The 22,302-nt window shown below is 51.8% G+C and carries 21 protein-coding genes; 15 read left to right on the top strand and 6 right to left on the bottom strand.

Features of this window, described 5'->3' with window-relative positions:
• Positions 1-69: 69 nt before the first annotated feature.
• The 3 genes from GQS10_RS10805 to GQS10_RS10795 are packed head-to-tail and all read right to left on the bottom strand — an operon-like array spanning position 70 to position 2,771.
• Positions 70-921 carry a helix-turn-helix domain-containing protein gene (locus GQS10_RS10805; RefSeq protein WP_166241927.1) on the bottom strand — a complete coding sequence of 284 codons (852 nt, stop codon included), beginning with the start codon at positions 919-921 and terminating at the stop codon, positions 70-72.
• Positions 921-1,979, bottom strand: coding sequence for a Gfo/Idh/MocA family protein (locus GQS10_RS10800; protein WP_166241925.1), 1,059 nt, complete (start codon positions 1,977-1,979; stop codon positions 921-923). The genes GQS10_RS10805 and GQS10_RS10800 overlap by 1 nt, the downstream gene beginning before the upstream one ends.
• A 57-nt stretch (positions 1,980-2,036) precedes the next feature.
• Entirely contained in the window at positions 2,037-2,771 is a 735-nt protein-coding gene (locus tag GQS10_RS10795; protein WP_166241923.1) for a ThuA domain-containing protein, read from the bottom strand.
• A gap of 218 nt (positions 2,772-2,989) precedes the next feature.
• Here GQS10_RS10795 and GQS10_RS10790 point away from each other — a divergent pair, with 218 nt between their 5' ends.
• From GQS10_RS10790 to GQS10_RS10775, 4 genes are read left to right on the top strand one after another with little or no spacing between them, the layout of a single operon-like run.
• Entirely contained in the window at positions 2,990-4,339 is a 1,350-nt protein-coding gene (locus tag GQS10_RS10790; protein ID WP_166241921.1) for a spore germination protein, read from the top strand.
• Entirely contained in the window at positions 4,336-5,436 is a 1,101-nt protein-coding gene (locus tag GQS10_RS10785) for a GerAB/ArcD/ProY family transporter (protein WP_166241919.1), read from the top strand. Before GQS10_RS10790 ends, GQS10_RS10785 begins: the two co-directional genes overlap by 4 nt.
• Positions 5,433-6,542, top strand: coding sequence for a Ger(x)C family spore germination protein (locus GQS10_RS10780; protein WP_166241917.1), 1,110 nt, complete (start codon positions 5,433-5,435; stop codon positions 6,540-6,542). The genes GQS10_RS10785 and GQS10_RS10780 overlap by 4 nt, the downstream gene beginning before the upstream one ends.
• A 16-nt stretch (positions 6,543-6,558) precedes the next feature.
• Positions 6,559-6,936, top strand: a complete 378-nt coding sequence (locus GQS10_RS10775; protein WP_166241915.1) for a DUF423 domain-containing protein — start codon at positions 6,559-6,561, stop codon at positions 6,934-6,936.
• A 69-nt stretch (positions 6,937-7,005) separates the two neighbouring features.
• Here GQS10_RS10775 and GQS10_RS10770 read toward each other — a convergent pair whose 3' ends face one another.
• On the bottom strand, positions 7,006-7,329 hold the full coding sequence (locus tag GQS10_RS10770; protein ID WP_166241913.1) for a hypothetical protein: 324 nt from the start codon (positions 7,327-7,329) through the stop codon (positions 7,006-7,008).
• Positions 7,330-7,548: 219 nt separating this feature from the next.
• Here GQS10_RS10770 and GQS10_RS10765 point away from each other — a divergent pair, with 219 nt between their 5' ends.
• From GQS10_RS10765 to GQS10_RS10745, 5 genes are all read left to right on the top strand, one after another.
• The gene (locus GQS10_RS10765) at positions 7,549-7,851 is read left to right on the top strand and encodes a YunC family protein (RefSeq protein WP_166241911.1); all 303 of its coding nucleotides are present in this window, start codon (positions 7,549-7,551) and stop codon (positions 7,849-7,851) included.
• 154 nt (positions 7,852-8,005) lie between these two features.
• Positions 8,006-11,350, top strand: a complete 3,345-nt coding sequence (locus GQS10_RS22925; protein ID WP_207952230.1) for a choice-of-anchor I family protein — start codon at positions 8,006-8,008, stop codon at positions 11,348-11,350.
• 29 nt (positions 11,351-11,379) lie between these two features.
• Positions 11,380-11,517 carry a hypothetical protein gene (locus GQS10_RS10755; protein ID WP_166241909.1) on the top strand — a complete coding sequence of 46 codons (138 nt, stop codon included), beginning with the start codon at positions 11,380-11,382 and terminating at the stop codon, positions 11,515-11,517.
• A 36-nt stretch (positions 11,518-11,553) separates the two neighbouring features.
• Positions 11,554-12,717 (top strand): Gfo/Idh/MocA family protein, encoded by a 1,164-nt coding sequence (locus tag GQS10_RS10750; RefSeq protein ID WP_341805047.1) that lies wholly within the window; start codon positions 11,554-11,556, stop codon positions 12,715-12,717.
• A gap of 103 nt (positions 12,718-12,820) precedes the next feature.
• Complete coding sequence (locus GQS10_RS10745) at positions 12,821-14,500, top strand: glycoside hydrolase family 13 protein (RefSeq protein WP_166241907.1); 1,680 nt, start codon at positions 12,821-12,823, stop codon at positions 14,498-14,500.
• Positions 14,501-14,572: 72 nt separating this feature from the next.
• On the opposite strand, the gene mtnA is transcribed toward GQS10_RS10745, so the two are convergent.
• Entirely contained in the window at positions 14,573-15,661 is a 1,089-nt protein-coding gene (gene mtnA, locus GQS10_RS10740; protein ID WP_166242177.1) for an S-methyl-5-thioribose-1-phosphate isomerase, read from the bottom strand.
• A 31-nt stretch (positions 15,662-15,692) separates the two neighbouring features.
• Positions 15,693-16,898 carry an S-methyl-5-thioribose kinase gene (gene mtnK, locus GQS10_RS10735; protein WP_166241905.1) on the bottom strand — a complete coding sequence of 402 codons (1,206 nt, stop codon included), beginning with the start codon at positions 16,896-16,898 and terminating at the stop codon, positions 15,693-15,695.
• Between the two features lie 228 nt (positions 16,899-17,126).
• Between mtnK and GQS10_RS10730 the strand changes: the two genes are divergently transcribed.
• The 6 genes from GQS10_RS10730 (at position 17,127) to sufU (ending at position 22,300) form a co-directional block, all read left to right on the top strand.
• A complete protein-coding gene (locus GQS10_RS10730) occupies positions 17,127-17,579 on the top strand; it encodes a Dps family protein (protein ID WP_166241903.1) in 453 nt (150 codons plus the stop codon).
• Positions 17,580-17,760: 181 nt separating this feature from the next.
• Positions 17,761-18,336, top strand: coding sequence for a DUF1802 family protein (locus tag GQS10_RS10725; protein ID WP_166241901.1), 576 nt, complete (start codon positions 17,761-17,763; stop codon positions 18,334-18,336).
• A gap of 171 nt (positions 18,337-18,507) precedes the next feature.
• Entirely contained in the window at positions 18,508-19,338 is an 831-nt protein-coding gene (gene sufC, locus GQS10_RS10720; protein ID WP_166241899.1) for a Fe-S cluster assembly ATPase SufC, read from the top strand.
• A 22-nt stretch (positions 19,339-19,360) separates the two neighbouring features.
• Positions 19,361-20,659, top strand: a complete 1,299-nt coding sequence (gene sufD / locus GQS10_RS10715; RefSeq protein ID WP_166241897.1) for a Fe-S cluster assembly protein SufD — start codon at positions 19,361-19,363, stop codon at positions 20,657-20,659.
• Positions 20,656-21,882: a cysteine desulfurase gene (locus GQS10_RS10710; protein ID WP_166241895.1), complete on the top strand. Its 1,227-nt coding sequence runs from the start codon at positions 20,656-20,658 to the stop codon at positions 21,880-21,882. Before sufD ends, GQS10_RS10710 begins: the two co-directional genes overlap by 4 nt.
• Positions 21,869-22,300, top strand: a complete 432-nt coding sequence (sufU, locus tag GQS10_RS10705) for a Fe-S cluster assembly sulfur transfer protein SufU (RefSeq protein ID WP_166241893.1) — start codon at positions 21,869-21,871, stop codon at positions 22,298-22,300. The genes GQS10_RS10710 and sufU overlap by 14 nt, the downstream gene beginning before the upstream one ends.
• The last annotated feature ends 2 nt before the right edge of the window (positions 22,301-22,302 follow it).

Raw genomic sequence — 22,302 nt, 5'->3', positions numbered from 1 at the left:
AAGCCGTATCTTCTTCGCCTGTACGAAGAGGACACGGCTTATTGTCGTAGGATGCTTGTTGCTTGCCCATTAAGGGAATAAATACGTGTTTAACGGGTGCTGTGCCTTCCAAACGGAGGTTTCGGGCTCCAGCAGGTTGCGATATTCGCCCGCCTTCTTGCGGTATTCGGAAGGGGAAACGCCTTTGATTTTGCGAAAGCAGCGGGAAAAGTAATGCTCGCTTTGAAAACCGGCGATTTCGGCGATTTCCCGCATCGTTGCATCATGATAAGCCATATGCCTGCAGGCGCCCTCAATTCTTCGATTGAGGACATACTGCTGCGGCGATAAACCGATATGCTGCTTGAAGCTGCGGGTAAAATGCTCATGACTCCATAGAAGGGATGCGGAGAGCTCACGGATGGAAAAGGGCTCGTTCAGATGACCTTCGATGAATTCAAGCGCCTTTTGGATTTCCAAAGGCAGCCGGTCTCCCCCGGAAGTAACGGGAGGACCCGCGAGCAGATGGGTCACCATGGTGAAGATGAGCGCCCCGCAGCGCTCCTTCCAGCCGGGGGCCTTCGCCGACGCAAGGCGCATCAGCTCGTTGAACCATTCCGGCAGCAGCTGGTCCGTGCCAAGCTCGATAAAGGTGCGCCAGTCCCACAGCTCTAGCTGCTCCTCTAGCAGCGGTCCCGGAAGAAAATGCACGAATTGATGGCGGAGCGGCGCCTGACTGTTAGCTGTAAAGCGATGGCTGACTCCCGGCTTCTGCAGGATGACGGAAGGTTTACCGAGAGCGTATGCTTCATCCGCCTCACGGTATACCGCATCCTTGGCATTTAAGTAAAAGATGATCTCATAATCGTCAATCACCCGTGGACCTTGAACCGAGCCGGGAGCGAGAACGAAATCCCCCGCAATGCGAATGTCAGGAAGCATTAGTCGATCCGGACTTCCTTCCCGCTTTCCGCCGATTCGTAGATGGCGCTTAGGATTTGAATCATATCCACGCCCTGTTCCGGTACAAATTGCGGCTTCGCTTTTCCCTGCACGACATCGATAAAGTGATGAACATTGGCGGTATGCCCGCCCGGATCCTTCGGCAGCTTCGGTACGATATCGCACAGCACACCTTCGATTTCCGCAAACAGCTTAACGTCATCGTTGCGCAGGCTGAACCCTGCCTTCGTTCCCCGCAGCTCAATAAAGCTCATTTCCTCCTCTACATTGGAGGCCCAGCTGAATTCAATTTGCAGGGTAGCGCCATTGTCGAAGCGGATATAGCCGGAGGCGAGATCCTCGACATCGAAGGTGCCGCCCGCTTTGCCATCCCCGCCGGTGTTTATGTTGGTAGACAAGTCGGCATCGGCAAATTTCCGGTATGCGGCGCCGCTTACTGCAACGGGCTTCGGGCTGCCCATCACCCAGAGGGCGACGTCGATCATATGCACGCCGAGGTCAATCAGCGGACCTCCGCCGGAGAGCGCCTTTGTCGTAAACCAGCCGCCAAGCCCGGGAATGCCGCGACGCCGGACCCAACCGCAGCGGCCCGTGTAAATTTCACCCATAAGGCCTGCGTCGGCATACCGCTTCAAAAACTGTGAAACGCTGCGGAAGCGGTTGTTGCGCATGACCATCAGCACCTTGCCGCTCGTCTTCGCCGCTTCAGCCATACGCTTGGCTTCCAGAGGGCTCACCGCGTCCGGCTTCTCGCAGAACACATGCTTGCCGGCCTGAAGCGCGGCGATCGACACCTCCGAGTGAAACAGGTTCGGTGTGCAGACATCGACGATGTCGATATCCTTGCGCTCCAGTGCGATACGGTAGTCGGTATACACGTCCGGAATACCGAATTCTTTGGCCAGTGCCTCCGCCTTTTCTAAAACGGTGTCACATACAGCGGCGATTTCGATATCCGGATGGGAAAGCAGCGCCGGAAGATGGGCCTGCCTCAAAATATTTCCGGTTCCAACAAGTGCGATCTTTAATTTTGACATGAATGAAGCTCCTTTCAGAGGCTTATTTATTTTGTTGAAACGAGTATGTGTTTACGATTATTTTCCACCCGGCACCGGCTCAAACGATGGCCAAGGCCCCTGATGCTCTCTAGGAACGACCAGCTCGGGAGAAGGTGCAGCCCATGCCGCTGCATTTGTAATAATTCGCTGAACATGCGGGTTATGGTAGGTTGCATAGGTTTCGTGCCCAGGGCGGAAGTAAAAGATTTTCCCGCGTCCGCGCCGGAACGTGCAGCCGCTTCGGAACACCTCGCCGCCTTGGAACCAGCTGACAAATACGAGCTCGGCCGGCTCCGGTATATCGAAGAACTCTCCATACATTTCTTCTTGCGGAAGCACAAACTGCTCGGGAATGCCCTGTGCAATCGGGTGCGAAGGATTAACCGTCCAGATGCGCTCTTTTTCGTCTGCTTCGCGCCAGCGAAGGGAACAGGTGGTACCCATCAGTACTTTGAAAATCTTCGAAAAATGGCCCGAGTGCAGCACGATCAGTCCCATTCCATCGAGCACCCGCCGTTGAACACGCTCGACGATGGCATCGGAAACCTCGTCGTGTGCGATATGGCCCCACCAGACGAGCACGTCGGTTTCCCGCAGCACGGCTTCAGTTAGTCCATGCTCGGGGTCGTCAAGCACGGCGGTGTGGACCTGAAAGCCGGAGGTCTGCAGTGCTTCGGCTATCGTGTGGTGCATTCCGTTGGGATAAATTTGAGCAACAGTTTCATTCAGCTTTTCGTGTCTATATTCATTCCAAACCGTTACTTTAATCATCAGTATCCTCCAGTTATCATTCGACTTATACGTCTATTATGAGCCTGATGGCAGTTTGCGGCAATGCAGCAATCCGAAGATTATTTGCACAAATTTGATTTGGTATAAGAGGGGGAGGAGAACTTCAGCTTAGGAAACGTTTGGCAGAGTAAAGGGATGGGAACAATAAATAGTAGAGTGCTTATTTTCATAACGAACGAACAGAGAGGATTATACAGATGGAGGATAACAACCGTTCGGTCAACGTTGAGAAATTGGCGAGCTTTATATCGGAAACGTCGGACGGCGTTATTTCCAAGCTGCAGCACGGAAAAGTGCAGATGCAGCTTTTTTACCTTCGCAGCATGGTTGATGATCTTAAATTACAAGAACGCATTATAAAGCCGTTCTACGAAATGGAAACGGCGAATCAATATGAGCAGTATTTGCTCTCGCTTGAGGTAGGTCCGGCCCCCAAACAAATGCAGGAGCTTTACGTACAGCTGTGCAAGGGCTACGCCGCGGTTTGGTTTGGTGAAAAGCTGTTTACAGTGGAACTAAACTTTCTTCTTAATAAACAAATTAGAGAATCGAACGTTGAAACCGTTATTCAAGGCCCCGAAAGTGCTTTTAGTGAAAGCATTGAAGTGAGCATGAATCTTATAAGAGGGAGATATAATCGTCCTTCTTTAAAGCTGGAGCTTACTTCGGTCGGTACAAAAGTGAAAACCGCGGTGGCGATCATTTACGATAACGAGCTTGTTGATCCCAAGCTTTTGAAATTGATGAAGGATAAGCTGAATTCCGTTCAAGCGGAAATTATTCAGGCGGCCGGTCAGCTTCAGCAGGAAATGAACGGGCGCCAGCGCCGTCTCTTTCCGACGATGATGGTTACGGAACGGCCGGACCGGGCTGCGCTGAATCTGACGCAAGGGAAAATCGTGGTCATGCTTGACGGGACACCCTTTGTACTTATCGCGCCGGTTGCTGTGTTTGATTTCATGTCTTCCATGGAGGATGTCTACCAATCCTATTGGATCAGTCGTTTTCTGCTCGTGCTGCGCTATATCGGTTTATTTGTCAGTCTTTCACTTCCGGGACTCTATGTGGCCATTACGGCTTACAACCCGGAGCTTTTTCGGGTGCAGCTGGCGCTGTCCATTGCCGGAAGCCGGATGGGGGTACCTTACCCGGCTTTTGTCGAGGTGCTGTTTATGCTGCTTATGATGGAGCTGCTGACCGAGGCAAGTATCCGGCTGCCAAAAACCATTGGACAAACGGCAACGACCGTAGGCGGCCTCATTTTGGGGCAAGCCGCAACGGAAGCGGGTCTTGTCAGCGACATTATGATTATTATCGTAGCGGCTGTCGCCATATCCAACTTCGTGATCCCGATTAATTCCTTCAGCTTTGCAATACGATGCGTCAAATACGTGGTCCTGCTTGTTTCTACATTGTACGGGTTAATCGGCTTTGTGCTTTGTACGATTATAATGGTTGCCTATTTGGTGAATCTGGAAAGCATGGGGGATCCCTATTTAAAGCTGTTCAAGGGAGATGACAAGCAGATCCGGGGTGGTAAGCTTTGAACCGCTATTTTCTATACTTAATTGTGCTGAACATGCTTGCTAACGTCATTGCGTTTGTACCGCGTATTTTGCTGGATAAACGCTTTGACGGAGCGGTGATGTCTTTGCTTGCAGCTCTGCCGATCTCGTTGGTACTGATGGGGCTGATGATCAGATCGATGCAGGCCTTTCCGCAAAGAGGGCTGCCGGAAATTTTACAGGATTATTTATCCCCATGGCTGGTCCATATTTTTATGGGCTTCTTCGGGATCATGTGGTATGCCGCCGGCGCAGTTACACTCTATTATTTTGCGGACGTATCGGTTCGCTTTATCAATCCCGAAATGAGCACGGTTCAAACGATGTTCCTTTATTGTACCGTTCTGGTCTTTTTGATCCAGCTGCAATCGCGCAAAGTGCTGTATTTGCTGGAAATTTTAATCATCCTCCAGGTGCCGTTTATTTTGTTTATCATGGTCAAGGCCTCCTTTAACCAATACGTGCTTTGGGATTCGATGCTGGAAGCAGCGACTTATATATTCCATCCTCCGCATATCGTAGCTTTGTCAGCGGCTACGTATATGTTTACGGGATATTTAAACATCGTTGTGTTTAACCGCGTATTTGAAAAACCGGCTTCGATGCGACTGCTTTGGATTGTAGGCCCAGTCGGTATGCTCAATTTACTTACAACTTATTTCATTCCGATCGGCATGCATGGTATGGACTCCGTCGGAGAGCTTGTTTACAAATGGTTTACTACGGCGGATGCCATTCGTTTACAATACGGATTTGTGGAGCGTCTGATCTTTGTATTCCTGCTGCTCTATTTAACGATTTCCCTTCTCAGTACACTGGTCCATTGGCATGTGAGTCTGCAAATGTTCAAAAGCTGGTTTTTTGTTGACAGCAACAAATCCAAGAAAAGCAAAAAGCTGTCCTGGTACTTTGCAGCCGTCTTTGGGGCCGGAGGAATCGCTCTCGCCTATTGGATGAATGAACAGACCATGTTAACCGTGTCGATTTGGTTTCTTGTACTGCGCCTAGCAAGCGAGATGACGATAGTGTTTTTTCTTTACTACCTGTCCGTCCGCGAAAGGAGGAAGGCAGCTGCATGAGAACGATGCTTCGAGGCTTGGTTCTGCTGTGGACGGCGTCCCTTCTTTTGTCCGGGTGTGGAATGAATGGATATAAAGATATCGACAAACGGTTTTTCGTAGTATCGATGGGGGTCGATCCCGGAGAAAAGAAAAATACCTATAAAGTGTGGATGAAATTTGCCATTCCCTCAGGGGAAATGAAAGCTGGACAAGAAAAATCGGAGCTGCACAGCGAGGAAGCGGAGACGATTGGGGAAGCGGTACGTAAAATGAAAACGAGAGTCGACAAAGAGATCGACTTCGGACATCTCAAAATGATTGTATTGGGCAAAGGCGTTATCTCTCGCCCGCTTGAAGAGACGATAGATTGGTTTTTGCGGAGACGTGATATCCAGAAGATTGCCTGGGTGGCTGTTGGCCAGCCGGATGCGAAATCTGTGCTGGGAATTAAGACGAAGTCAGAGCGGGTACCTTCCAATTCGCTGTTTCTATCCTTCGGTTATGAGGGAATCGAATCCCCATCCACGGTTACCGTTCAGCTGTTTGATCTGCATCGAAGATTGGAGGAGCGCGGGCTGGACCCTCTGCTCCCCGTTTTGACTGCAATGGAAGAAGCTTCTCAGCAGGCTGTACGACAAACCGTTGTCTTTAATAAAGAGGAAAAGCAGGTCTGGCTCAATGCGGAGGAGTCGGAAATGCTCAATCTAATCATGGGGGCTACGGAAAAGGGCACCTGGGGCATCGAGAAGGAAGGACTCCATTTTTTGTTCAGTGCAGAACGGATGACTGCATCGTATAAAATTACAAGAAAAGCGGATGGCCGACCGGTCATTGTAATTAACGGCAAAATTAGAGGCATTGTAGAAGAGATGAAGGGCGGGGAGGAGACTCACGATGCAAATAAGCTCAAGAAAATCATTACGGAAAGACTGAACAAGGATATTAGTAAGCTTCTATACAAACTGAGGGATCAGCGGGTCGATCCGATCGGCTTTGGCCTGAGGTACCGTTCCAGAAACTTTACGAATAAGACGGAATGGGAAAATTGGCACAAGCTGTACTCGGAAATTGAATTTGAGACGAAGGTTAAGGTAGAATTGGAAGGAGTCGGCTTGATTAAGTAGCGGGAGTGGGTATAACGTGGCTAAGCTGTTTTTATTGTGGGGAAGCATCAACATGTTTTTAGGGGTTGCGCTAGGAGCATTCGGCGCCCACGGTTTAAAAGAGAGAATTTCAGAACGGATGTTGGCCAACTGGAATACAGGTGTCCATTATCATATGGTGCATGCACTCGGACTGATTCTACTTGCGGTGCTGGTTGACAAGCTGCAGGCCACGGAAAGCTTGGTAGGCTGGTCGGGCAAGCTGCTGCTGGCGGGTATTGTTTTATTTTCCGGCAGCTTGTACGTAATGGCATTAACGAACCAGACGAAGCTGGGGGCGATAACACCGCTTGGCGGAGTTGCCTTTTTGGCTGGATGGGTGCTGCTCGCGGTAGCGGCGGCTAAATCGCTCTAATGGAATAAAAACGGTAAGCACGAAAAACCGAGGCTGGAAAAAGCCTCGGTTTATTTGCGTCCAGAGTGATTAGAAGAAGCCGTAGCCGATACCTGGATAGCCGTACGCGCCGTATGCGCCGTAACCTGGGTAACCTCCGTAACCCGCCCCGTATCCCGGGTAACCTCCGTATCCGTAACCGGCATAAGGAGCCGTACCGATCGCAAGAAGGTCAAAAAGTACAAGCGGAAGAATAGCCTTCGTTTTTACTTTTTTGCCGCGTACTCTGATGTTGAGCTGGTTGCCCTTCACACTGACTAACTTGCCGGAAACCTTCGTGCCGTCTTTTTTTACAGCGACGATGTTTTTTCCAATTAACGTTTTTACTTGAGCTTTCGTGATTTGACGATGCATGGTAGCATCCTCCTTTCGCACGTTATGCTGTATTGTATTCCTTTGGGACATAGGATGATTGGACGTATGGAAGGGTACGGCCGCCGGGATGTGCAAGTAGCGGAAGAGCGTTGTTGCCGAAGTTATTATTGTAGGAATAAACCGCGGCTGGGCGCCTGACTACACGGGCTGCGCGGCAGACGCATAGAATGGAGCATCACGTCGAAGGGATGATGCCAAATGATGAAACTCGAGCCGGTCGTCATAAACGGGCATACGGTCCTAGCGATCGAAGTCAAGCTGCCGAAAACGACGCTCTTAGCAGTGACGACGGATAAAGGATACATTATGTGCGGTGCTTTGGATGTGGGGCTGCTTAACGAAAAGCTGGCTGACCGCGGAGTGATTGCCGGCCGTGCGGTCGGCGTTCGCACGATCGATCAGCTGCTTGAGGCGCCGCTTGAATCGGTAACGGTTGCCGCGGAGAAGCTGGGGGTAACCGCAGGAATGAAAGGCAGCGATGCGCTGCTGAAAATGCTGTAATATGTTGTAGTTCAATTCGGAGGCTGCGGAGAAGCGGCCTCTGTTTTTTTATTGTTTGTAAAATTTACGCTGAATTTACAATCTATTAACTGCGTGTTGATCATCCTTCTGTACAATAGGCTCGAAGAAGATTGATAGACTGGGAGGATGGACTATGCAAGTTATGAAGCGTTGCGCCTCGGCGCTGCTTGCGTTATCGCTGGCGCTTCCTGCTGCCGGAGCAGTGTCTGCTGCAGGGGAAACGGGAACGGAGTGGCTTTTGGATGGAACGGGGGAGCTGAATGTTAAGCTGCTCGCGCGTTATTCTTCAGGAGCACCGATTGATGAAGCGGGTGCGGAGATTGTAAAGTATGATCCGGCTTCGAAAAAAGCGTTTGTTGTGAACGGCGCGGAAAAATCGATTGATATCGTCGATTTGTCCGGCTTGCGCTCCGGAGAGGATGTCGAATCGCTAAAGCTGACTGCGCGGATTAAGCTGGAAGACCTGCTGAAGGAAGTAGCGTCGATCGGCGATATTACGAGCGTTGCTGTTTCTCCAAAAGGGGATTTCATCGCGATCACTCTGCCTTCAGACCCGAAAACCGATAACGGCAAGGTTGCACTGCTTGATTTGAACGGACGCCTGCTGGCGGCGGTTGAGGTTGGCGCGCTTCCGGACATGCTCACGTTCACTCCGGACGGCAAAGCAATTCTTGTAGCAAATGAAGGTGAGCCGAACGATGAATACACGATTGATCCGGAAGGCTCCGTTTCGATCATTGATGTTTCGGCTGGAGCGGATAAAGTTACCCAGGATTCTGTAACGACGGTTTTGTTTGACGCGCCGATTGAAGGACACGTACATAAAGGAAACGGCGGAAGCGCGCAAAAGGATATGGAGCCGGAATACATTACCGTAAATCCGGATGGCAAGAAGGCATACGTTGCGCTGCAGGAAGCCAACGCGATTGCGGTTCTCAACCTGGAATCGAAGAAGATCGAAAAAATCACCGCTTTGGGTGTAAAGCAGCATACTGTACCGGGCAGCGGTCTGGATGCGTCGGATAAGGATGACAAAATCAATATTCAGCCTTGGCCGGTGCTTGGCATGTACCAGCCGGACGGAATCGACCTGGTTTCTGAAGGCGGAAAAACGTATCTGATTACGGCAAACGAAGGCGATACTCGCGATTATGACGGATTCTCCGAGGAGCAGCGCGTCGAGGACGTGAAGGATCAGCTCGCCCTGCAGGCGAAGAATTATCCTGGCGTGACTCAAAAGCAGCTTGATGCAGTCGCTGCGACGCTTACGGAAAAGTCCAAGCTTGGCCGCTTAAAAATTACGAACATTGAAGGACATGTGAACGGAAAATACGAGGCGTTGTACAGCTTTGGCGCTCGCTCCTTCTCGGTCTGGGATGCAGATACAATGAAGCTGGTTTACGACAGCGGCGATGCGTTTGAACAAACGTTGGCGCGTGTAAACAGTGAAATGTTCAATACCTCGAACGATGAAAATGAAGCGGATTCCCGCAGTGACGACAAAGGGCCTGAGCCGGAGGATGTGGAGATTGGACAGGTAGGCGAGAACCGCTACGCCTTTATCGGTTTGGAGCGTCCGGGCGGCATCTTCGCATACAACTTGAATGATCCGAAGAAGCCGGAATACGCAGCTTACTTCTCAAGCCGTGACTATTCGGGCAAAGAGGTTGCTGGGGACAGCGCACCGGAAGGTCTCGAGTTCATTCCGGCAGCGGAAAGTCCGACGGGACAAGCGCTCCTGCTTGCAGCGCACGAGGTTTCCGGTACGGTGGCCGTGTACGAGCTGACGGAAGGGCAGAAGAAGGATGTTACGCGCATTACAATCCTGCACACGAATGATTCCCATGGCCGCGCCGAGGAATCGTCCAATGACGGAATGGGCTTTGCCAAGCTCGGAACCCTTGCCCGTTATTATGAAGAAAATAACCCGAACACCCTGCTGCTTGATGCCGGAGACACAATGCACGGCACGAATTTCGCTACGCTGGTGAAGGGTGAAAGCATCGCTAAAGTGATGAACGAGCTGGGCTACGATGCCATGGCAGCGGGCAACCATGATTTCAACTATGGCTACCAGCGATTGCTGGAGCTTGATCAAATTACGAAGTTCCCGATTTTGTCGGCAAACGTGCGCAAGGAAGACGGTGAGCGCCTGCTTACGCCATACGTCATTGAAGAGGTAGACGGCTTGAAGCTCGGCATCTTCGGACTGACGACACCGGAAACCACGTATAAGACCCACCCGAACAATGTTAAAGGTCTTACGTTTGTAGACCCGGCAGTGGAAGCGAAGCCGATTGTTGAAGAGCTGAAGAGCAAGGGTGTCGATGCGATCATTGCTGTGACACATTTGGGTATCGATGAGTCGAGCACGGACACAAGCATTAAGCTTGCGAAGGAAGTGCCGGGCATCGACCTGATCGTCGACGGCCACAGCCATACAACCCTGGTGGAAGGGCTCGAGGGCGGGAACGATACGCTGATTGTGAGCGCCGGAGAATACACGAAAAATCTCGGCGTGGTCGAGCTTACGTTTGAAGGCAAGAAGCTGAGCGGTATTGACGCTAAGCTAGTTTCGAAAGAAGCGGCAGCGTTAACTACGCCGGATGAACAGATCACGAATATCATCGACGGTGTGAAAAAAGAGCAGGAGCAGGTGCTGAGCCAAGTAATCGGCAAGACGTCGGTGAAGCTGGACGGCGAGCGCGAGCAAGTACGCGCGATGGAAACGAACCTGGGCAACCTGATTACCGATGCTATGCTTGATGTGACAGGAGCCGATGCAGCATTAACGAATGGCGGCGGAATCCGCGCTTCGATTGATGCGGGCAGCATTACGAAGGGGAATGTCATTACGGTGCTGCCGTTCGGTAACTACATCGTAACGAAGCAGGTAACCGGGGCGGATATTAAGGCTGCGCTTGAAAATGGCGTAGACAGCTATCCGAAGACGAAGGGCGCGTTCCCGCAGGTAGCGGGCATGTCGTTTGTCATCGACGAAACGAAGCCGGCCGGCGAGCGTGTTCACTCGCTGAAAATCGGCGGCGTGGATGTCGACATGAACAAGCAGTACGTGCTTGCGACGAATGACTTCCTGGCAGCTGGCGGCGACCAGTATACGATGCTTGGCGGCAGTAAGCTGCTTGGCGAATTCCCAGCGCTGGATGAAGCACTGATTGCGTATATCCAGAAAAAAGGCGACGTTGCTCCGGCCGTAGAAGGTCGCATTACGGTAAAGAGCGCGGCAGCTCCTGCGCAGCAGCCAGCGGCACCGGCTGCACCAGCGGCACCGGCTGTGACGCCAGCGGCTCCAGCAGCTCCGGCAGCGCCGAGCGCTGACGTTTATACTATTAAGCCAGGCGATACCCTTTGGGCGATTGCCAAAAGCAACGGCACCACATGGCAGCAGCTTGCCGAGCTGAATAAGCTGGAAAATCCACACTTAATTTTCCCGGGACAAGCAATTCGTTTGAAATAATCTTTTGATTCATACGTAAATACGTATCCATGCATAGAGCCCCGGTACGGACTGCTGCTCAGTCCGTACCGGGGTTTCGTGTCTTCGGAGCGGTCCGAGTGCTTCAGGCCGGTCACGAAGAAATGGGTCGGCCGCTTGCCGCGGTGAAAGAGGCGGCGGTATACTAAAAGAAAATGTAAACGTGTGCAAGGAGAGTGAAGCGAGTGTCACAGAAGGTCCGTTTTGGCGTAATCGGAATTGGAAGCATGGGAATCAAGCATATGAAGCTGCTTCAACAGGCAGTAAACGGGGCGGTGCTTTCTGCAGCTTGCCATCCGCGCGAGGAGCGCTTAGCTAAGGTGAAGGAGCAGTTTGGCGACAGCGTTGCTGTATTTGATTCATACGAAGCGATGCTGAAATCCGGGCAAATCGACGCCGTATTGATTGCAACGCCGCATTACGACCATCCGGCGCTGGCCATTCAAGCACTGCAGCAGGGGCTGCATGTGCTGATTGAGAAGCCGGCGGGCGTGCATGTGAAGGCGGTTCGCGAAATGAACGAAGCGGCGGAGAAGTCCGGCAAAGTGTTCGGTATTATTTACAACCAGCGCACGAACCCGTTATACCGGAAGCTGCGGGAGCTGATTGCGTCGGGCGAGCTTGGCGAAATTCGCCGTACGAACTGGATTACGACCGACTCGTACCGGTCGCAGAGCTACTTTGATTCCGGCTCGTGGCGTGCCACTTGGGCGGGAGAAGGCGGTGGCGTGCTCATTAATCAAGGCACCCATCCGCTCGATTTATGGCAGTGGGTTACCGGGCTTATGCCGAAGCGGGTGCGTGCGTTTTGCCGCTTCGGGCAGTACCATGACATCGAGGTGGAGGATGAAGTAACCGCCTATGTAGAATACCCGAACGGCGGAACAGGCGTGTTTATCGCTTCGACGGCTGAGGCTCCGGGAACGAACCGGCTTGAGATTACAGGCGACCGCGGAAAAATTGTCGTGGAAAACGATGAAATGACTTTTTGGCGCCTTCGTGTATCGGAACGGGAATTCAACCGCACGTTTCGCGGCGGCTTTGGAACGCCGGAATGCTGGAAATGCGAGATCCCAGTTGGGGGTGAAAACCCGAGTCATCGCGGCATTTTGCAAAACTTTACCGATGCAATCCTGCAAGGAACGCCGCTGCTGGCGCCGGGCAGCGACGGGATCTACGGGGTTACGCTGCTGAACGCAATGCTGTTGTCCACGTGGACAGACGGCTGGGTAGAGCTGCCGTTTGATGAGGAGCTGTACGTGCAGCAGCTGGAGCTGCGGATTGCAAATTCAACGATGAGGAAAAAGTCCGGGGCTTCGGTTGTGCTTGATGTTGAGCAATCCTTTTAGCTGGATCGAAGTTGGGACTTCCACCGTCCCATTTGGAATATTAACGGCTTCGTTCGGTATACTTCATACCGTAGAGTAAACGACCTGAGAAATGAGGGCGGACATGCAAAAAACATGGTGGAAAGAAAGTGTCGTGTATCAAATTTATCCGCGAAGCTTTAAGGACAGTAATGGCGACGGCATCGGCGACATTCCGGGCATTATCGAAAAGCTCGATTATTTAAAGGAGCTGGGCGTCGATGTGGTTTGGCTGTCGCCGGTATACGAGTCGCCGAACGACGACAACGGCTACGATATAAGCAATTACCAGGCGATCATGCAAGAGTTCGGGACAATGGACGATTGGGAGCGCATGATCAAGGAGATGCATGACCGCGGCATCAAGCTGATGATGGACCTGGTCGTCAATCATACGTCCGACGAGCATGCGTGGTTTGTGGAATCAAGCAAATCGAAGGATAACCCGTACCGGGACTATTATTTTTGGCGCCCTGGCAGGGACGGACGGGAGCCGAACAATTGGGTGTCGGTATTCAGCGGCTCCGCCTGGCTGTACGATGAGCAGACGGACGAATATTTCCTGCATTTGTTCAGCAAAAAGCAGCCTGATTTGAATTGGGAAAACCCGCGCGTGCGCCGCGAGGTGTACGACATGATGAAGTGGTGGCTCGACAAGGGTGTCGACGGGTTTCGGATGGATGTCATCAATTTCATATCCAAGGTGCCGGAGCTTCCGAACGCGCCGGGCGAAGGCCGATACGAATGGGGCGGCCAGTACTTTATGAATGGTCCTCACGTTCACGAATATTTGCAGGAAATGAATCGTGAGGTGCTGTCAAAATACGATATGATGACTGTTGGCGAGATGCCGGGTGTTACTCCGGAGGAGGCATGCCGGTATGCGAACCTTGACGGCAGGGAGCTCAACATGGTGTTCCAGTTTGAGCATATGGATTTGGATTCCGGCTGGGGCGGTAAATGGGATGTGAAGCCATGGAGTTTGGCCGATTTGAAGCAAACGATGACCAAGTGGCAAAAAGGACTCGAGGGCCGCGCCTGGAACTCGCTTTATATGAATAACCACGATCAGCCGCGTATGGTGTCCCGGTTCGGCAACGACAAGGAATACCGCGTCATTTCGGCCAAAATGCTGGCAACATTTCTGCATATGATGCAGGGCACGCCATATATTTATCAGGGCGAAGAGCTGGGCATGACGAATATTCAGCTGGATGGAATCGAGGATTACCGCGATGTGGAAATCCATAACATGTACCGCGAGCGGGTCATTGAGAGCGGATGGGATCATGGACATGTGATGTGGACGATCCATGTCAAAGGGCGGGATAACGCTCGTACGCCGATTCAATGGGACGATTCGCCGAATGCGGGCTTTACGACCGGCGAGCCTTGGCTTGCCGTCAATCCGAATTATCGGGAAATTAACGCGAAGGCGGCCGTTGCCGATCCCGACTCGATTTATCACTATTACCGGAAGCTGATTCAGCTTCGCAAAAGCCATGAGATTATCGTATACGGCACTTACGATTTAATCATGGAGGACCACGGTCAAATTTACGCCTATACCCGAACGTTAGGGAAAGAAAAGCTGCTCGTCCTTTGTAACTTTAGCGGAGATCAAGCGCATTACGCGGTGCCTGGACGAATTGCGGTGAGCGAAGAGGCGGAGCTGCTCATCGGCAACTACGATGGGATTATAGAGGAACGCCCAGCCACTGCGCCGCTGCGTCCATATGAGGCGCGCGTGTACCGCTGGAAATAAATCAAAGCCCGGAATGACTGCCGCCTTATAGGCTGGTGCTGTCATTCCGGGCTTTTTTATGCGAGAACGATTTTACTCGAACAGCTTGCGCAAATTTACGTTGTACGGCGGCTTGACGACGCCTTTCTCCGTTATAATTGCAGTCACATATTCATTCGGCGTCACGTCGAACGCCGGGTTGTACACTTTCACGCCTTCTGGGGCGGTACGCTTGCCGAAGCCCTGCGTCACTTCATGCTCGTGGCGTTCCTCAATCGGAATTTCGGCGCCGGTTGCCGTCTCGAGGTCAATCGTAGACAGCGGGCAGGCCACGTAGAACGGAATGCCGTGTGCTTTCGCCAGCACAGCAACGCTGTACGTGCCGATTTTATTCGCTACATCGCCGTTCGCCGCCACGCGGTCCGTTCCGACGATGACCGCGTCAACCCAGCCCTTGGACATGACATGTCCGGCCATATTATCGCAAATCAGCGTCACGTCGACGCCGGCCTGCTGCAGCTCAAAGGCGGTCAAACGTGCGCCCTGCAGCACCGGGCGCGTCTCATCGGCGAAGACGCGGATGTTCCAGCCGCGTTCATGCGCCAAGTATAGCGGAGCGAGCGCGGTGCCGTACCGCGCCGTCGCCAAGCCGCCCGCGTTGCAGTGCGTCAGCACGCCCATATCGTCGCGGAACAGCTCGAGCGCATGCTCGCCGATCAGGCGGCAGGTTTCCTCGTCTTCCGCCTGGATCGCCTTCGCCTCATCCAAAAGCGACGCCTTCACGCCAGCAGGCGAAGCGCCCTGCGCGGCCAAAGCCGCTTGGGTATGCGCGCGCAGGCGGTCCAGCGCCCAGAACAGGTTCACCGCCGTCGGACGCGACGTCGCCAAATAATCGGCCTGCCGGTTCACCTCGGCCTCAAAATCGGCTAGCGGCCCTTCAAAGCCGCGTACGCCTAAATACAAACCATAAGCGGCGGCAATGCCGATCGCGGGCGCGCCGCGTACCGCCAGCTCACGAATCGCGTCCCACACCTCGCCGATCGTCTCTAAAGGCAAGTACACAATTTCGCCGGGGAGCAGGCGTTGGTCGAGAAGGTCGAGCCGCTGCTTCTCTTCATTCCAGCGAACGGATTGCAGCCAAGGCGATACGCCTGAGGTTCCGGCCGCCGAAGCTTCTTCCATTTGCAATTCCTCGTTATTCATCATTTTCGCCTCACTTCGTTACATGCTGGACGGCTTCAAGCACATCCTCAATCGATTGAACGCCGCGATGCTTTTTGATTAATGAAGTGCCGATGGCAAGCGCGAGCCGCTGCGCCTTTTCGCGAACTGCGCTGTCCTCGATCTTGTCGATATCGGCAACATGGGAGAGGCCAACGATGCGGCGCACCATTTTGCAGCCGGCATAACCAACGGTATCCTGCAGCACTTCCTGCACATAAATGTCAACAAATCCCGGTGCAGCCGAGATACGATCCACCAGGGAAGTGCTCCAATACTCGCGGAAATGGCGCTCAAACACATTCCACACCTCACGAACCGAGCTCGTGAGGAAGCTGCGGAATTCCGCGCGGGAGGCCTCGTCCTTGCTCCACCATTCCTGACCTGCGTAGTTCAGCAGCAGGTTAGCGATGACAGCGCCGATATCGAAGCCCATCGGGCCGTAATAAGCAAACTCAGGGTCGATGACCTTGGTCGAATCCGGCAGGGCAAAAATACTTCCCGTATGAAGATCGCCATGCAGCAGCGCCTGTGTTTGCGTTAAGAAGCGATGACGCAGCCGCGCCACTTCCAAATGCAGCTCGCGGTCGGTCCACAAAGCTTCCGCAGCATCTTTAATATGTGCTTCGTAGTTATTGTTCGGGGAGTTTGTATACGGATCGTCAAAAATTAAATCTTCCGTAATTTTGCACAGCTCCGGGTTAATGAAACGGCCCTGCTGCAGCTTTTTGTCCTGCTGGTTCATCCCGAGATCGGACGTGAAGAACAGCGTCTTCGCCAGAAATAACCCGATATCCTCGGCAAAACGCGGGTAAACGGTCCGGTTCATCAAGCCTTGACGCATAATGACATGCCCGCTTAAGTCCTCCATAGCGGTAATCGCTTGCACACTGTCATGGAAATAAACATGCGGTACTAAATCCGGGCACAGCTTCCCTTGCAAAATCAGCGCTTCACTTTCGATCCGCGCACGATCTAAGGTAAGCGGCCACGATTCGCCGACTACCTTAGCATAAGGGAGCGCCTGCTTGATGATCACGCTTTTGCCTGTCGCTTCTTCTTTTATATGAAAGACCAGATTCAGGTTTCCGTCACCGATCTCCCGGCAGGTAAGCTCAGCACCGGGTGTAAATAAATGTTCGATCGTCCGGGCGGTTTCGATCGCTTGTTGTTCCGTTAAAGGGCGATATTCAGCCAAGAAAGGCACCTCCGCGCATTAATAGTATAGCTTATACGACCCTTAGTATAAGGTATTCGTCTTGTCGAGAAAACAATAATTTTCCTGTCGCCGTTTGACAGATTATAATTATTATAATATAGTATTGAATATAGAAAAGATTAAAGCATGAATCGAAGAAGCATTCAACCACGTATTATGGCAATACTAGTCCAGAAACGATGGAGGAATCTGAAGGAGGTACTATTTATGACACAAGCTACAGCAGTGAAACCAATCATCGACCAACTAAACAAACAACTGGCCAACTTTAGTGTGCTTTACGTCAAGCTGCACAATTACCACTGGTACGTAAGAGGCCCGCAATTTTTTACATTGCACGCGAAGTTCCAAGAGCTGTATACCGAATTTGCTCTTCACATCGATGAAATTGCGGAACGTTCCCTTACGTTAAAGGGTAATCCTCCGGCAACGATGAAGGAATATTTGGAACTGTCCTCCGTTCAAGAAGCGAAGGGCAAAGAATCCGCCGAGCAGATGGTGCAATCTTTGGTTGCCGATTTTGACAAGGTTATCGAGGAATTGAAGGAAGCGATCGAAAGCGCCGAGCAGCTTAACGATGAAACGACAGGCGATATGCTGCTGGCCATCCAGTCTTCTCTTGAAAAGCACAATTGGCTGCTTTCCTCTTTTCTCGGCTAGTCGGCTGATTTCGATACGGCGTAGAGAGCTTGCCTGGTTTTTCGGCCGGGCGGCTCCTGCGATTCGTGTTTCATGAATGAAACTATAGAAGACTTATTTTCATTTTGGGGCACGGTTTGATACAATAACCAAGGTAATAAGTGGCTTCTTCTTTATTTACTTCGAAAAGGTGTGTGATTTCATGAATCCGTCCGTCGCTTTAAAAGAGTGGGCATCCGCTATTAAGGCATTGGAAATGGGCGATCAAATCCTACTCCTGCGAAAAGGCGGAATCTCCGAAGAAACGAAGCATTTTCAAATGGAGAGCAGCACCTTTTACTTATTCCCGACGTTCGAGCATCAGCGTAAAGATTTAATGAAGGAAGCATACCGGCATTACGTTGAGGAGAGCATTGCTGTATGGAAGCCGGGTTCCGACCTGGTACCGATCACTTCCTTCGCGATTGCCGAACAAGAGCTGCTGATCCATGACATGGAGGAGCTGTTGAAGGTACAGCCTTACCATATCTGGACGGAGCAATTTGCGGAAGAGCGTCTGAAGTGGAAAAAGACACAGCCGTTACATTTAATCATACTTAGAGTTTATAAGCTTAATCGTGAGATCACGATTCCAATGGTCGATTCTTATACGGGGTGCAGGTCGTGGATTACCCTAGAGGACGAAATAGCGTCTGATCGGGCAATTCCGGTGCTGGACGACAGCACATTTCTACAGCGGAAAGAAGAGCTTTTGCGGACGCTGGGGAAAATCGAGTAATTGCACTTATTAAACAAAAATGTTTATCATCTTATGCCGTGCCCCTTTATTCACGCTATGAGGTGCGCTATAATAGAATCATTATTGAGAATCATTGAGAATCACGAATCCTGTGATTCTCAATTTCCATATAAAAATAATTTGTAGAAAATAGTTGGAGGGAATACGTTCATGTCGAACAAACCGGTATTTACAATAGACGAGCTGAAAGCGACCGTCGAAGGAAAAGAAATTTTGAAGGGCGTTACGCTTGAGATTAAAGGCGGCGAAGTGCATGCCATCATGGGACCGAACGGAACAGGGAAATCGACCCTTGCTTCGGCAATCATGGGCCATCCGAAGTATGAAATCGAAGGCGGAAACGTGACGCTAAACGGCGAAGACGTCCTGGAAATGGGAGTTGACGAGCGCGCTCTCGCTGGCTTGTTCTTGGCGATGCAGTATCCGAGCGAAATTGCCGGCGTAACGAACGCGGACTTCCTTCGCAGTGCAATGAACGCACGTCTTGGCGAAGGCAATGAAATTTCCTTGATCAAGTTCATCCGTCAAATGGAAGCAAAAATGAAAGAGCTGGAAATGGACCCGCAGTTCATGCACCGTTACCTGAACGAGGGCTTCTCCGGCGGCGAAAAGAAGCGTAACGAAATTTTGCAAATGATGATGCTTCAGCCGAGCATTGTTATTCTTGACGAGATCGACTCCGGTCTGGATATCGACGCATTGAAGATCGTTGCAGCCGGTGTTAACGCAATGCGTTCCGAAGACCGCGGCTTCCTTGTGATCACGCACTATCAGCGCCTCTTGAACTACATCAACCCTGACTTTGTACACGTAATGATGCAGGGCCGTATCGTCAAGTCCGGCGGACCGGAGCTTGCAGAGCGTCTGGAAGCAGAAGGCTACGATTGGATCAAAGAGGAGCTCGGCATTACGGATGAGCGCGTAGGCGTGGAAGAAGATGAGTTTGTCGTTCCGATGAATACGAAAGCGCCGAATTTATAATCGGACGTAAGGAGGAAGTACAATGTCCGCACAAACAGTAGTAACTATCGATCAAGCGGCCGTTTCCGCCCTTTCGTCCAGCAAAGGCGAGCCTGCATGGCTCTCCGAGCTTCGTAAAGAAGCTTCGGTGCTGGCCGGACAGCTGGAACTGCCGGTTTTGGAAAAGACGAAGATTGAACGTTGGAATATCAACTCCTACGGTAACTATAAATCCTCCGAAGCAGTAGCATCTTTCGACGCGCTGCCGGAAGCGGTTCGCGCGCTTGTCTCGGCGGAATCGCAAAACCTGATCGTACAGCACAATTCCAGTGTTGTGTTCCGTAAGCTTTCTCCGGAGCTGGAGAAGCAGGGTGTCGTGTTTACCGATTTGGAAACGGCGATGAAAACACACGGCGATCTGATTAAACAGTATTTCATGCAGGCTGTGAAGGTGGATGAGAATCGTCAAACTGCGATCCACGCGGCTCTGTGGAATGGCGGCGCGTTCTTGTACGTGCCGAAAAATGTCGTCATCGAAGAGCCGCTGCAGGCGATGTTCTTTGCTGACGATGCATCGGCAACCATTGCACCGCATGTGCTTGTGATTGCCGAAGCGAACAGCTCGGTTACTTATGTAGATAATTTCGCTTCCTCCGTTTCCGGAGAGCTTACGTTGAACGGTATCGTCGAAGTATTCGTCAAGCCGGGCGCGCAGGTGCGCTTTGCATCCGTTCATCACATGGAGAAGGGTGTAACAGACCTTCAGTATCGCCGCGCGATTGTTGAAAATGACTCGCGTGTGGAATGGATCATTGGTGAAATGAATGCGGGCAATACGATGTCCGACACGAAGACGGATCTACGCGGCAACGGATCAACTTCCGATGCGAAGGTGATCAATGTAGGCAGCGAGGATCAAAAGCTGAACATCACCACTCGTGCCGTTCACTGGGGCAAAAACTCCGAGAGCGATATGATTACTCGCGCCGTAATGCGCGATGAAGCGACAGCGATCATCAACGGTATTACAAAGATTGAGAAGGCGGCTACGGGCGCAAACGGCCAGCAAACCGAGCGCGTGCTCATGCTGAGCCCGAAAGCGCGCGGCGACGCGAACCCGATCCTTCTCATCGACGAGGACGACGTAAAAGCAGGTCACGCGGCGAGCGTAGGCCAAGTCAACCCGGAGCAAGTGTTCTACATGATGTCGCGCGGGATCAGCAAGCAAGAAGCCGAGCGCTTGATTATTTACGGCTTCTTGGCGCCGGTTGTATCGGAAATTCCGGTAGAGCAGCTTCAGCAGCAGCTGCAATCCGTGATTGAAAGGAAACTCGGTCGATGAACGCCGCCGAGCTTCGCAAACAGTTTCCGATTTTGGATCAGCAGGTAAATGGGAAGCCGCTTGTCTATCTGGACAGCGCGGCTACCTCCCAGAAGCCTGTTCGTGTGATCGAAGCTTTGAAGGCTTATTACGAGCAGGATAATTCTAATGTGCACCGGGGTGTTCATACCTTAGGAACAAGAGCGACGGATGCATACGAAGGGGCCCGCGAAAAGCTGGCCCGATTCATTAATGCCCGCTCGGCATCTGAAATCATTTTTACCCGGGGTACAACAACAGCCTTAAACATCGTAGCTTCTTGTTATGCGCGTGCGGTATGCGGCGAAGGGGACGAAATTGTACTGACTCCAATGGAGCATCACAGCAATTTGATTCCCTGGCAGCAGGCCGCGAAAGCAACAGGAGCGACGTTAAAATATATACCGCTGCAGCCGGACGGAACGATCTCTCTCGAAGATGTAGAGGCGACGATTACAAGCCGTACGAAGGTTGTTAGTGTGATGTATGTTTCCAATGTTCTTGGTGTCGTAAATCCGGTTAAAGAAATTGCAGCGATTGCGCACAAGCATGGCGCCGTTATGGTTGTCGACGGTGCGCAGAGCACGCCGCAGCGTAAAGTGGATGTCCAGGATCTGGATTGCGATTTTTATGCTCTTTCGGGTCATAAGATGTGCGGTCCGACCGGAATTGGGGCACTCTACGGAAAAAAAGCGCTCTTGGAAAAGATGGAGCCGCATGAATTTGGCGGTGAAATGATCGACCATGTCGATTTATACGAATCGACGTGGAAGGAGCTTCCTTGGAAGTTTGAGGCGGGGACGCCGATTATTGCTGGCGCAATCGGCCTCGGCGCTGCAGTCGATTTTCTGCAGGAGATCGGAATGGATGCCATCCAGCAGCATGAGGAGCAGCTCGCCGCTTATGCGTATGATAACCTTTCGGAAATCGAAGGGGTGGCGATCTACGGACCGAAGGAGCATCGTGTAGGTCTCGTTACGTTCAATCTTGACGATGTGCATCCTCATGACGTTGCCACCGTACTGGATGCGGAAGGCATTGCGATTCGTGCAGGACATCACTGCTGTCAGCCGCTGATGCGTTGGCTTAACGTCTCGTCAACGGCCCGCGCAAGCTTTTACATGTACAACACCGAGGAAGAAATCGATCATTTGGCTAAGGCGCTCATCAAAACAAAGGAGTACTTCGGCCATGCAATTGGATGATTTGTACCGCCGTGTTATTATGGACCATTACAAAAACCCGCGTAACCGCGGGACGTTTGAGAAGGACGAAACGGTAACGATCGACCTGAACAACCCGACCTGCGGCGATAAAATTTCGCTGCAAATGCAGGTTGAGGACGATAAAGTAAAAGCCGCTAAATTCGTCGGAGAAGGCTGCTCGATTTCGATGGCCTCCGCCTCCATGATGACCGATGCCGTGAAAGGACGTTCGCTTTCGGAAGCGCTGGATATGGCTGAAAAGTTTTCCGCGTTAATGAAAGGTGAAGACGTATCCTTCGATGAATACGAAGACTTAGACGCGTTGTCCGGTGTAAATAAATTTCCTGCCCGCATCAAGTGTGCGACTTTGGCATGGAACGCCTTGAAGAAAGGCATCGAACATTCGAAGGAGGGTTAACA

Source organism: Paenibacillus turpanensis, assembly GCF_011421635.1.
Lineage (GTDB): Bacteria > Bacillota > Bacilli > Paenibacillales > YIM-B00363 > Paenibacillus_AK > Paenibacillus_AK turpanensis.
The sequence above is the reverse complement of the archived record's forward strand: the minus strand, read 5'-3'. Positions and strand labels throughout refer to the sequence as shown.

Excerpts from the sequence above, each read along its gene's own strand:
- GQS10_RS10805 (WP_166241927.1), bottom strand. The coding sequence starts at position 921 with ATGCTTCCTGACATTCGCATTGCGGGGGATTTCGTTCTCGCTCCCGGC.
- GQS10_RS10800 (WP_166241925.1), bottom strand. The coding sequence starts at position 1,979 with ATGTCAAAATTAAAGATCGCACTTGTTGGAACCGGAAATATTTTGAGG.
- GQS10_RS10795 (WP_166241923.1), bottom strand. The coding sequence starts at position 2,771 with ATGATTAAAGTAACGGTTTGGAATGAATATAGACACGAAAAGCTGAAT.
- GQS10_RS10790 (WP_166241921.1), top strand. The coding sequence starts at position 2,990 with ATGGAGGATAACAACCGTTCGGTCAACGTTGAGAAATTGGCGAGCTTT.
- GQS10_RS10780 (WP_166241917.1), top strand. The coding sequence starts at position 5,433 with ATGAGAACGATGCTTCGAGGCTTGGTTCTGCTGTGGACGGCGTCCCTT.
- GQS10_RS10770 (WP_166241913.1), bottom strand. The coding sequence starts at position 7,329 with ATGCATCGTCAAATCACGAAAGCTCAAGTAAAAACGTTAATTGGAAAA.
- GQS10_RS10765 (WP_166241911.1), top strand. The coding sequence starts at position 7,549 with ATGATGAAACTCGAGCCGGTCGTCATAAACGGGCATACGGTCCTAGCG.
- GQS10_RS22925 (WP_207952230.1), top strand. The coding sequence starts at position 8,006 with ATGCAAGTTATGAAGCGTTGCGCCTCGGCGCTGCTTGCGTTATCGCTG.
- GQS10_RS10755 (WP_166241909.1), top strand. The coding sequence starts at position 11,380 with ATGCATAGAGCCCCGGTACGGACTGCTGCTCAGTCCGTACCGGGGTTT.
- GQS10_RS10745 (WP_166241907.1), top strand. The coding sequence starts at position 12,821 with ATGCAAAAAACATGGTGGAAAGAAAGTGTCGTGTATCAAATTTATCCG.
- mtnA (WP_166242177.1), bottom strand. The coding sequence starts at position 15,661 with ATGGAAGAAGCTTCGGCGGCCGGAACCTCAGGCGTATCGCCTTGGCTG.
- GQS10_RS10730 (WP_166241903.1), top strand. The coding sequence starts at position 17,127 with ATGACACAAGCTACAGCAGTGAAACCAATCATCGACCAACTAAACAAA.
- GQS10_RS10725 (WP_166241901.1), top strand. The coding sequence starts at position 17,761 with ATGAATCCGTCCGTCGCTTTAAAAGAGTGGGCATCCGCTATTAAGGCA.
- sufC (WP_166241899.1), top strand. The coding sequence starts at position 18,508 with ATGTCGAACAAACCGGTATTTACAATAGACGAGCTGAAAGCGACCGTC.
- sufD (WP_166241897.1), top strand. The coding sequence starts at position 19,361 with ATGTCCGCACAAACAGTAGTAACTATCGATCAAGCGGCCGTTTCCGCC.
- GQS10_RS10710 (WP_166241895.1), top strand. The coding sequence starts at position 20,656 with ATGAACGCCGCCGAGCTTCGCAAACAGTTTCCGATTTTGGATCAGCAG.
- sufU (WP_166241893.1), top strand. The coding sequence starts at position 21,869 with ATGCAATTGGATGATTTGTACCGCCGTGTTATTATGGACCATTACAAA.